The 10,981-nt window shown below is 68.8% G+C and carries 4 protein-coding genes and 4 pseudogenes; 1 reads left to right on the forward strand and 7 read right to left on the reverse strand.

All coding sequences use genetic code 11. The features are described 5' to 3' along the window. On the reverse strand, positions 1–432 hold a 432-nt coding region (locus ACIOMQ_RS41090), incomplete at its 3' end, for a hypothetical protein (RefSeq protein ID WP_362212875.1). 131 nt (positions 433–563) lie between these two features. Beyond that, positions 564–767, reverse strand: a pseudogene (locus tag ACIOMQ_RS41095) (hypothetical protein); the annotation flags it as partial. Between the two features lie 221 nt (positions 768–988). Here ACIOMQ_RS41095 and ACIOMQ_RS41100 point away from each other — a divergent pair. After that, positions 989–1,240 carry a hypothetical protein gene (locus ACIOMQ_RS41100; RefSeq protein ID WP_362212873.1) on the forward strand — a complete coding sequence of 84 codons (252 nt, stop codon included), beginning with the start codon at positions 989–991 and terminating at the stop codon, positions 1,238–1,240. An 18-nt stretch (positions 1,241–1,258) separates the two neighbouring features. Here the strand turns inward: ACIOMQ_RS41100 and ACIOMQ_RS41105 are convergent, their stop codons facing one another. The 5 genes and pseudogenes from ACIOMQ_RS41105 to ACIOMQ_RS41125 all read right to left on the reverse strand — a co-directional run. Further along, the gene (locus tag ACIOMQ_RS41105; RefSeq protein WP_402192831.1) at positions 1,259–1,564 is read right to left on the reverse strand and encodes a hypothetical protein; all 306 of its coding nucleotides are present in this window, start codon (positions 1,562–1,564) and stop codon (positions 1,259–1,261) included. Between the two features lie 27 nt (positions 1,565–1,591). Continuing rightward, positions 1,592–1,705 (reverse strand): annotated as a pseudogene (locus tag ACIOMQ_RS41110) (transposase); the annotation flags it as partial. A gap of 520 nt (positions 1,706–2,225) precedes the next feature. Continuing rightward, positions 2,226–3,418: pseudogene (locus tag ACIOMQ_RS41115) on the reverse strand (IS110 family transposase). A 439-nt stretch (positions 3,419–3,857) separates the two neighbouring features. Further along, the gene (locus tag ACIOMQ_RS41120) at positions 3,858–9,551 is read right to left on the reverse strand and encodes an FAD-binding protein (RefSeq protein ID WP_402192829.1); all 5,694 of its coding nucleotides are present in this window, start codon (positions 9,549–9,551) and stop codon (positions 3,858–3,860) included. 602 nt (positions 9,552–10,153) lie between these two features. Then, positions 10,154–10,814, reverse strand: a pseudogene (locus ACIOMQ_RS41125) (IS5 family transposase); the annotation flags it as partial. Positions 10,815–10,981 lie beyond the last annotated feature (167 nt).

A 10,981-nucleotide genomic window follows, 5' to 3' on the forward strand; every position in this document is an offset into this window, starting at 1 on the left:
ATCGCCGGCCTCGTCTCCGACCGCAACACCACCGGCTGACACAAACCCCCAGCTCAGGCCCCTCACGTCTCCAACGCAATCACGCACCAGCTCGTAACGCTGTACCGGGGCCTGGGCGGCCTGGGCGAAGTGCAGCACGACGGCCTTGGCCCCGGCGGCGACCTCATCGACCAGGGCGTCGCTGCGCGGGTCGGCCACATGGCGTGTAGCCCAGATCTTGGCAAACTTGATGATCTGGTCGACGTCGCTGGGACGCAGCAGGATCGCGTCGCCGGTGTGCAGCGGCTCGGGCTGATGGTGCTGCCACAGCCGGTAGAAGCGGCCGTCGGCGTCGTTGAACCCGAGGTGCCGGTCACCGTGCGGGTTGATCAGGTGGGTGGTGAAGGGCAGATCGTTCGGGCCCGGCTGCCAGGGCTGTTCCGGCTGGCTCAACGCGTCCTCCGTCGGCGTTCGGTGATCACAACTGCCTGAGTGTGTCAGTGCTGGTCCGGGCGGGCAGGGCTTCCGGCCACTTCGCCCGCCCCCGACCGGCGGTCGTCACGCCGGGATCGCGTCCGCTTCGAACGCAGCGAGGCGAGCGGGGAGCGCCGGCCTTTCTGAACCGCGCGCAGCTGCTCCCAGTCGACCTCGGGGTGGGCGGGGATGACCGCGTCGACAGGCTCCGTGGTGTAGAGCGCCACGTCGACCGCCCCGGCCCGGCTCGTGCCGAACCGCACCTCGATCGACTCCGAGGACTTGACCCATTCCAGACGGAGCATCCAATCGAACTCGCGTTTACCGAGTCTCGGAGTGTCTGGATCGCCGCTGGCCTGTGCTGATGCGTCACGTAGGTGTCCGTGACGTGAGTCGACTTGCCTGCCAGAGTGGCTTCAACGGTGTCGGTGTGGAAGCACGGTGCCGCGTTGGGACGCATCCCAGGCTCATCACACTGATGCTCCTATTGCTCGTCAAGCGCTCTGAGGCACGAAGGGCAAGGTACTTTCACTTCATGTCACTGACTCCCGACGACGAAGTCCGCAGTCGCGACGAACTGGTCTCCTTCGTTCGAGAACTGCGTCAGGACTACCTCCGTAGGGGACACGAATGGGAGAACCAGAGCCTCGACCGCTTCCTTGAGGCGCTTGCGACATGGATGCGCGACTCGCCGGGCTGGTATCAGAACGTCGGGAAGGAGCTCCCAGAAGGCGGGGACTGGACCTTCCTGGCCAGAGCGCTTCAGGCTGCCACTGTCTATGAGTGAAGTGTTCGCGTCGAACGGTCAGGCCGCGTGGGGCCAGTCGCGGTAGGTGTGGGCGAGGTCGTTGTCTCGGCGGATCCCGCGTTCGAGGGTGGAGATGGTGGCCGGCCAGACCCCGAAGTGACGGGCGGCCGCGGTGATCGTGATGTTCTTGGACTGGCGCAGAGGCCGCAGGTCGGCGATGCCGGGGATGCTCACCGTGCTGGTCAGGCAGCGAAATATCTCCCGGGCGATGGCCCGCTTCAGGAGCCGGATGATCTCCTTCTTCGTCCGGCCCGCGGCGGTCTGTCGTGCCACGTATTCGCGGGTGCGTGAGTCGCTGGACATACGGACCAGGGCGATGCGGTAGAGGGCAGCGTTGGCTGCCCGGTCGCCGCCTCGTGAGAGGCGATGCCGGTTCGTTCTGCTGCTGGAGGCGGGGACCGGCGCAGCTCCGCAGAGGGTGGCAAAGGAAGCTTCGGTCCGCATACGTTCGGGGTTCCGCCAGCGGTGACCAGGAGCTGGGCGGCGGTGTCGGGGCCGACTCCGTGGGCGGCCCGCAGGCCGGGATTGTGGACGGTGACCTCGCTGTCCAAGGCCTTGGTCAGGGCCTCGTGCTTGGCGGTCAGCTCTTTGACGCGTCGGGCAAGACTCTTCAGTGCGGTGAGGACCGCGACGTGGACTGCGTCCCCGGCCGGCCGTAGCCAGGCCGGGGCGTCGGTGCGGTCCGTTGCTTTGAGCTGCCCGTACTTGGCGCGGATGGTCTGGGGTGCGGTGATGCGGATATGCCCGATCTGGTTCAGGGCGGCGGTGCGTGCCTTGACCCGGAGCGGGCACGAACGACCAGGACGCCGCCTACGACGTCTGCACCAACGCCTACTTCAACCGCAGCTCCAATGTCGCCGACTGGAAGATCCACAAGGCCCAGAGCTGACCAACCTGCACAACGGTCCCCGGCGTCCACGCGACGCCGGGGACCGCCCCGTTGCAGAACCCGCCGCTTTCGGCATCAGGCACCCGTGACGGGAACCGGGGCGGTTTGGAACGGCGTGTGATCGCGGATCATGGCCCACATAACGTTGACGCGTCTGCGCGCGAGGGCAATGACGGCCTGCTTGTGCCCTTTGCCTTCCTTCCTCTTCCGGTCGTAGTACGCCTTCGAGACCGGGCACCAGAACACGCTGACCTGAGCGGACAGGAAGAGGGCCCGTTGGAGGCCGCGGTGGTAGCGGCGGGGCCTGCGCAGGTTGCCGCTGACTTTCCCGGAGTCCCAGGGGACCGGGGCCAGGCCGGCGAACCCGGCCAGGCGGTCCGGGCTGGTGAAGGCGGTGAGATCCCCGCCGGTCGCGGCGATGAACTCGGCACCGAGGGTGGGGCCCATGCCGGGCAGGGTGAGGATCACCTCGGCGTCCCGGTGCTGGCAGAAGCGGGCTCGATCCGGGTGTCGAGTTCGGCCACTTCGTCGTTGTGCGCGACCACCGAACGGGCGAGGCGGGCGACGAGTTCGGCGCCCAGTTCCTCGCCCCGCAGGGCGGTCATCTGGGCCTGTGCGGCTTCCACGGCTCGGGCCGCGAGCGGGCCGGCGGAGTGGACCTTGCGGTTGCGGAGCCAGGTCTCCAGCCGTCGGACGCCCATGCGGCGGATCGCGGCCGGGGTCTGGTAGGCGGTCAGCAGGAGGACAGGGCCCTTCTTCGTCAGGTCCAGGGCCCGTTCCAGCGCGGGGAAGAACTCCAGGAGCTGGGCCCGGAGACGGTTGATCTGGCGGGTCCGGTCGTGGACCACGTCCAGGCGCCGCGCGGTCAGAAGGCGCAGGCCGAGGGCGATGTCGTCGCCGGGGCGGAGCATGCTCACGTCGCGGCGGACGCGGGCCTGGTCGGCGATGATGAAGGCGTCGCGGGCGTCGGTCTTGCCCTCGCCCCGGTACGTCGTGGACGCCTGGTGAATGGCCCGGCCGGTCAGGTAGGCGACGGGCTGTCCGTGGTTGAGGAGGAGGCCGGTCGCCAGGGCGGCAATGCCAGTGTTGATGTCCACGGCCCACAGCACGTCGCCGGATATCTCCAGGACGTCCCCGATGAGCTGAAGCAGCTCGGTCTCGTCGTTCATCACACGGCGGGACAGCAGCCGCTCGCCGTCGGCGTCGATCACCACCGCGTGGTGATGCTTCTTGCCGATGTCCAGCCCCGCCCAGATCTCGGGCACGATTCCCTCCGCCAGCTCGTCGTCACATCCGGTCCCGCAGACGACCTCGCCGACGTTGTCTTACGAAGCGATCAAGTCGCGATTCCCAATTGGTGGTCGAGTCGTCGCGGGGCTCCGGGCGGCCAAGTTGCCTAAGCCATACCGACCGCAACGAGCAACAAGCCATACCCAGAGCCCCTGGGCTCCGCCGATCTTACGAATGACCAGTTCGAACCCACGAAGAAGGTAAGACAAGCTCAAGCCCGGAAAGACAACAGCTTCTGAGGATGCCGCGTGGCGTGTGACCGCCGCTCTCCCGGCCGGGACGACCTTGCCGAGGCTGTCCCACCGTGCGGTCATGTCGAATGATCTCCGGTGCGTTGAGCGTCATGGCGAAGGGGCCGAGGTTCGCTGCTGTGACGGCCATGCCGTCCGCGAGGGAGGGGAGGTGGGGACCATCGCGTCACTTCCATGGTGGCGGGACGGGCTCGCCCCTGCCGGTTGGCCACGGAGTGGAGGTACGCATCGGGGCTGCTGGTTGGGTGTGGGGTCCGTCCGTGGAGCGGGTGCCGGCTGTGTCCTGTGGCTGAGTAGGGAAGGCCGGCAGGGTGGGGAAGGCTGGCAGGGAGGGGACCCGGACGGCCTGGGGAAAGTCGAGCACCTGACCGGGGTCGTAGGTCGCCTTGACCCTTTGCAGGCGGGGGTAGTTGTCGGCGTAATAGGCGTGTTCCCAGCCCAGGAGTTCGGGGTCGGTGTCGTTGACGTAGGCCCCGGGGCCCAGGTGCGTCTGCATGGCGGCGTGGGTGTTTCGCATCGAATCCAGCCGGGCGGCGGAGTCGGAGGGCGGGCATGTCCGGGGCCATGTGGTGATGTATTGAAGGACTGCCAGGGCGTTTCGGTGTGGAAACGCCGTCGCGCTGCTGGTGATGTCGGCCACGGCGCCTCCCAGGGAGTCGAGGTAGAAGCCGCCGGTGGCGCCGAGCCCGTGGAGGTCGTTGATGCCTGCGATCAGGATGGCGGTGGCGGCTTCGGTCATGGGTGCACGCACGATGTGCGACTTCCCGGCCCAGGCCATCCGGTCATCGCCGCCGGGGGTGTCACCCGAGTCGTTGCAGGCCCCCGGGTCCGTGAAGGCAGGGGCGGGCCAGGCGGATTCGGAGTGCGTCGCGCTGTCGCGCAGGGGGTGGTCGGTGACCATGGCGGACTCGACGTAGCTGCCGGGTGTGATGTTGATCCGTTTCGGCGGGCGTCCAACGGCTGCGATCAGGCGGTCGATCACGCGGAGAAGCGAGGCGGTGCCGCCGATCCAGGCGCCGTGCACGATGGGTTGGGAGGGCCCGCTGCCATCGAGCAGGATCCGTACGTCGCAGGAGACCTCGCGCGGTGTACGGGGGTCGGTGATCCAGTGCTGCCATCCGCACAGCGCGCTCGCCATGTCGGCGTGCGCCCACTGGATCTGGAAGTGCGCGAACGACCGGCCGGTGATGTCGACCGGTTGGAAGTCCAGGGCCGTGACGACGCCGAAGTTGCCTCCGCCTGCGCCACGCAGGGCCCAGAACAGTTCGCGGTCGGGATCCTCGGGCGCGCAGGTGAGGTGGCGTGTGCGTCCGTCCGGGGTGACGATGGTCGCTCCGGTGAGCCGGTCGCAGGAAAGTCCCCAAGCGCGGGAGAAGGCACTCTTGCCGCCACCGAGGGTCAAGCCGGCGACCCCGACCGATCCCCACCGTCCTGCTGCGATCGCCAGGTTGGAGCGTGCGAGGGTCTGTCCGGCGCTCGTGCTGCTGACACCGGCGCCCAGGCGCACCCTGTCGCGTGAGACGGTGATGCTGTTCAGGGCGGCGACATCGATCACCAGCCCTGGGGTGGTGGAGAAGCCTGCGTAGTTGTGGCCACCCGCGCGGACAGCGGTCGCTGTGCCGGTCTCGGCGGCGTAGGCCAGGCACGCCGCGGCGTCGTCCTCGTCTGCGATGCGGGCGATGGCTGCGGGCATGACGATGTCGTAGCGCTGGTTGTGCAGCACCCGGGCTTTGTCGTAGTCCGGGTCGCCCGGGCGCAGGAGCCGCCCGTGAAGCCTTCGTGCCAGCCGGGTGAGCTCCGCGTCGGAGCGGTGCCCGTGGGCCCGGACGGTGGGGCGTGATCCGGTGTGCGTCGTGACCGTACCGGTGGAAGGTGTCTTGACGGGGGTGATGGCCTGGGGCTGGGTGAACAACTGGTCCGGGTCCACTGCGGCCTTGACGCGTTGCAGGCGGGGGTGGTTGTCGCCGTGATAGGCGGTTTCCCAGTCGTCGAGTTCGGGGTCCATGCCGTTCACGTAGCCGCCGGTGCCCAGGTGGGGGTGCATGGTGGTGTGGATGTCGCGGAGCCACTGCATGCGCTGTTCGATGTGGGGCTGCGGGGTGAACTCGTGCCAGTAGGAGTGGTATTGGACGACACCGACGGCCGACCGGTGGGGGAAGGCGGTGGCGTCCGGTGCCACGTCGTTGACCGCCCCGCCCATGGAGTCGATGAGCAGCCCTCCGGCTCCGGTGACGCCGTTGAGCCGGTGGAGCCGGTTGACCGCGGCGACCATGTCGTCGGCTGCCACCGGGGTCATGGGCCGGCGGACGATGTGCGACTTGGCTGCGAAGGCAACGCGGGGCCCAATGGTTCCCCCGCCCCAGCGCTCCGGTTCGGCTGCCGCCTGGACGTAGCTGACGGGGTGGGTGACGCGGTCGCTCTCGGGCCTGCCGACGGCGGTGACCAGGCTGTCGAGGAGCGGCTGGACTTGGCGGGGGGTGCCGATGAAGGTTCCGGTGACAACGAGTTCGGACGGTGCGCCTCTGTCGCTGAGCTGTTCGATGGCAGTGCACAGTTCGCGCGGCAGGTTCGGGTCGGCGTTCCAGGCTGTCCAGCCCTGGATGAGGGCGGACATGTCCTTCATGGGCCAGCGCATGACGATGCGGGTGAAGGCCATGTCGCTGATGTCGACGGTGGTGTAGTCCAGTGCGGTGACCACGCCGAAGTTGCCTCCGCCACCGCCCAGCATGGCCCAGTGGAGATCGCGGTCGGCACCCGGGGAATGAGCGTTGACGCTGCGGAGTTGTCCGTCCGCGGTGACGATGTCCACACCCGTGAGGTGGTCGATGGCCAGGCCCCAGGACCGGGTGAAGGCGCTCAGGCCGCCACCCAGGGTCGCTCCGGCCACCCCGATGGAGGGGCAGCGCCCCAGCGGCAGGCCCGCTCCGGATGCGGCCAGTGCCGTGTGGGCCGCTATCCCCAGTGTTCCCGCACCCAGCCTGACCCGGCCGTCGCCCACCGTGATCGAGTTCAGTTCGCGCAGGTGGACCACGAGGCCGGGACCGGTGGAGTACCCCGCGTAGCTGTGGCCGCCTGAGCGGATCGTCAGTTGCACGCCGCGCTCTCGCGCGAAGGTCACGCACGCGGCAACGTCCTCGGCGGTGGCCGGGTAGGCCACGGCTTGCGGGTGCACGTCGTCGTAGCGCTGGTTGACCACGAGCCGTGCCTGCTCGTAGCCGGCGTCGTGAGGCTCCAGCAGTGTTCCGCTCATCCTGACGTCGAGGGCCGACCAGTCCACGGTGCTCGGGGTTCGGCTGCTGGACCGGATTCTTCGGTGGGTCGCGGAGCACGGCGACGGGGTGGCCGGGTCCTGGGTGAGCGAGGCGGAGGTGAGGAGGGCCGGCAGGGTGTGGAGGGAGGCCAGGACCGGAAAGTCGAACGGCAGCGGGCGGGGGCCCGTCTGGTCGGGTACGGAGGTGAATCCGCCGTCGGAGTCCTGGTGGGCCAGGAGGTAGCTGATGCCACGGCGGGCGCACGCGTGGTTGCCGTGGCGGGCCAGGACGGGCACGGCCTGTGCCGTGGACAGCACGTCGCTGGAGTCGTTGTTCTGCCGGCCCCAGCCTCCGTCGGCGTTCTGCACGGCAGTCAGGTGTGACACTGCTCGCGCGGTCGCCTCGGCGATCCGGGCGGCGAGGGAAGCGGAAGGCTGCGGCACCGCGTGCAGGGCGTTGAGCGTGCGGAGGATCCCGCTGGACTCGCTGATCGTCCAGCTGCGCTCGAAGGTTCCGTCAGGTCGCTGGGCGTCGAGGACGAACCCGGCGGACCTGGTGAGCAATGCGTGGTGCCGCCCGGTGGGGGCGAGTGCGAGGAGGGCCCCGGCGGTCATGTCCAGGTCGGGCGCATCGCTGCTGACCCAGGTCGGGAAGCCGCCGTCCGGCCCGGCCATGGCTTCCAGGTATCGGGTGGCCCGTCGCAGGTGGGAGGCGTAGCGCTCGGGGGCACTGGCCTCGAGGAACTCCATGCAGCGGGTGGTGGTGTCGAGGTCTGTCTGGGACATGGCGCTGGCGAACGGCCAGCCACCGTCGGGCGCCTGCCAGGAGGCGACGAACTCGCCCATCCGGCCCGTGAGCGGGCGCAGCCGGTCATCGGCAAGGAAGGCCAGTCCGGCGACGGCTGCGAGCCAGAGGTCCTGGCTGTCGAGAAACGGCAGCCCTCCGTCGCGGTTCTGAGCCAGCGTCATCCTCAGAATGCCGTCGTCCACCACCGGGTGGCCGGGGCGGAAGCCGCGAACGGCGTGCAGGGCGAGCAGGTGGGTGGTGGCGCCGGCCTCCCAGAACAGCCGGTTGCGGCCGGTGTCCAGCGAGTCGACCAGCCGGTTGCGTTCGGCTCCGGTCACCATGTGCGGGTGGCCGGTCGCCCGGGCGCAGATCACCCGGATGGCGAGGAGATTAACATCGGTGTACGTCGTGATCCGGTCCGGCGGCATCGACGGCAGGAGGTCGTCGTCCGTCATGGGGGCGTCGCACAGCAGGTGAAGCACTGCCCGCATCATGGCGGCCTTGAACCGGCCGCGCCCACCGGTTCCGCGGTTCAGCTGTCCGGCGAGCTCCACGACAGCCTGGCCTGCCCGTCCCGCTGTTTCGGCGGGGTGGAGACAGGCATCGATCAAAAGGGCGTCGACGGGATCCGCGCCCACCCGGCGTGAGCGCAGAAACAAGGTCAGCTGTTCCTGCTGCTGGGGCTCGTGTGTCCGTGCGGCGCGCAGGAGGGCGAGGAACAGTGCCGATTCCAATACCCGGCTGGCACACCGGTCGGTCACCGCTCCTCCGGGCGAGACGGCCAACGACAGATGCCGGGTGAGGCGGTCGATGCTCCTCGGCACGTCTGTCGGTGCCTGCCAGGGGCCGGGCGATCCGGTGGCCGGACCAAAGGGCGGAGGATTGTTGCCGGCCCGCTCTGGCTCTGTCGGCCGGGCGGCGTCGGGGCCTGCTGCCTCGGGGTCGTTGCGTCGCGTTTCTCCCTGCCAGGCCAGGGCCCCGTCGAGGAAGGAGCGGATCCGATCGACTCGTACGCTCAGACCTGCACTGTGCGGTCCTTGAGCGAGCGCGGTTGCCGCTGCCGCGTCGAAGGCGTCCATGCGTTCGCTGATCATCGTGCGGGCGATCGCGGCAGCCTCGTGGTGGGTGCACCGGCGTTCACGCGCGAGGATCGAGACGAGGTTGTCCGTTCCTTCAGCGGATTCCCGTTCCGCCGATGCCAGATCGTTGGTCCACGCGACGAGATCCGCGGTGGCCTCGCGCAGACTCTCCAGGTCGCTCTCCTCGCCGGACAACCCGCGCTCCACCAGAGCGAGCATCGGCAGCACCGTGATGGTGTGCCGGCGCATCTCCACGTAGCGGGACAGCGCAAGGGGAGTGCGCCTGGTGCGCAGCAGGGCTTCTTCACAGGTGGCGTCGGCGAAGTCGCGGTAGCGGGCGGCGAACCGCCTTGCCCATTGCGGGCTGGTGGCCGGTGTCGAGCGGTTCCACAGGTTCACGATCGCCCGCACCGCGGGGATGGACAGATCAGATGTGGTGGCCGACCCGTCCACCACGGAGACCAGGGAGTCCATGAGGGCCCGTACGTGCGAGGGACTGCCGTTGCCCGGTCCACGGTCGAGGCTGTCGTCGACCAGCGCGATGAAGGCACCCCACTGTGCCAGGAGTTCGAGTTCGGCCGGGTCCGCTCGGGGAGCGACGAAGCCGGCCATCCTTCCCTGCCCCATCCTCTCCAGACGCCGCTTCTCGTCCGGGGTCGTGAGCAGTCCCATGCGGTCGGCCCAGGCGCGTGCACGGCGTTCTGCCCGGTCCCACTGCCGGTTGCAGGTGGTCGGTTGCTTCATGGTTCGCTCGCCCTTGGTGGAAGTTCGTGTGCGGCTGGACAGCGGCGGGACGGGCCGCGTTCGAGGGGCTGGTGACCGACCTCGTTCCGCGAGCTCATCCGTAGGGAGGCGGCCGGGATGCGGCTGGCTCCGAGCAGGGGGCCACGTCGAACCGGCGGTGCGGGCCCGCCGGTTCATACGGACCGATACCGGGCTCCGCGGCGCTCCTGGGCCGGGCTTCCTGGAGGCGGATCGTGACCCGCTGGTGCTTGCTGGCGGCCCGGTGCTCCGACGTTCTCTTCGGCGGCGCGACCGGTGCCTCGCCCACCAACGTCGTGAACGTACGGCGGCCCGGCCCGGCCTCCTTCGATATCTCCCGCAGGCTCATCGCACCGCACTCGACAGACCTCGAACGGCCTCAACTCCAGCCGCCGATGCGGGTCCAAAGCCATCGTCAGTCGCCCCTCCGCCACCCCGAAGCCGACCACAGCAGACTTGCGGCACCCACCCGTCACCGCATCAACTTTGGTGCACTCTCCTCCGTACGAGGTGATGCACGATCACTTGTACGGCGCCGACTGTCGGCGTACTCCTGTGTAAGACCCCGCACGAATAGGCGGGTGTCATGGTCGGTGGTGGGGGCGTGTATCCCAGCGGTGGGTGGTCCAGACCCGGCGGATCAGACTACGGACGGTGATGATGGCGTCGGCGAGGTCGAAGAAGGCGTCGATGACATTGATGCGCCGTTCGTAGCAGCGGGTGAGCCGGTGAAAAGCGTTCTGCCAGGCATGAGTTCGCTCGATATGCCACCGTCGGGTGGCCTGGATGGGTGCGTTGGTGTCTTTCTGGGCGATCCGGCCGTGGAGCCCGCGTTCGCTGAGCAGCATGCGAGTCTTGTCCGAGTCGTAGCCGGCGTCCAGGTGCACGGTGATGTCGTCGGGTAACGGCCCGAGGTCGTCCAGGCGGTCCAGGGTCGGGGCGAGCAGGGGAGTCGTGGCAGTTGGCGCCCGCCAGGACGCGGCCCAGTGGAATGCCGTAGCCGTCCGTCATGCCCGAGCGTTTCAGCCCTTGTTTGCCACGGTCGACCGGTGAGCGTCCGGCGACCTCGCCGCCCCCGGGAGCCTTGGTGATGGAGCCGTCGACGCCGATCTGGTCGAGGACGAGGCCGACGATCCGGTCGTAGGACTGAAGCGCGATCTGCTTGAACCGGGCGAAGAGGCCGAGTCGGATCCACTCGTCACGACGGTTGCGGATCGTGGTGGCTGAGCATGTCGAGTCGGCGATCGCCTTCAGGGTCAGTGGTATTCGGCGCGAGCCTGCACCAGCTGTGCGTGCACTTTCTCCAGCCCGTCACAGTGAGCCTTTTTCATCTTGATCAGGTGGCGAGTTCGAGGGCGACGACGGCACGGACGACAGCGGTGATCCGGGTGGTGCTGCAGCGGAGTTTCCGC

It is taken from the genome of Streptomyces sp. NPDC087845, from assembly GCF_044742755.1.
GTDB lineage: Bacteria > Actinomycetota > Actinomycetes > Streptomycetales > Streptomycetaceae > Streptomyces.

Coding starts and splice junctions, on each gene's coding strand:
- ACIOMQ_RS41100 (WP_362212873.1), top strand. CDS start 989: ATGTCACTGACTCCCGACGACGAAGTCCGCAGTCGCGACGAACTGGTC.
- ACIOMQ_RS41105 (WP_402192831.1), bottom strand. CDS start 1,564: ATGTCCAGCGACTCACGCACCCGCGAATACGTGGCACGACAGACCGCC.
- ACIOMQ_RS41120 (WP_402192829.1), bottom strand. CDS start 9,551: ATGAAGCAACCGACCACCTGCAACCGGCAGTGGGACCGGGCAGAACGC.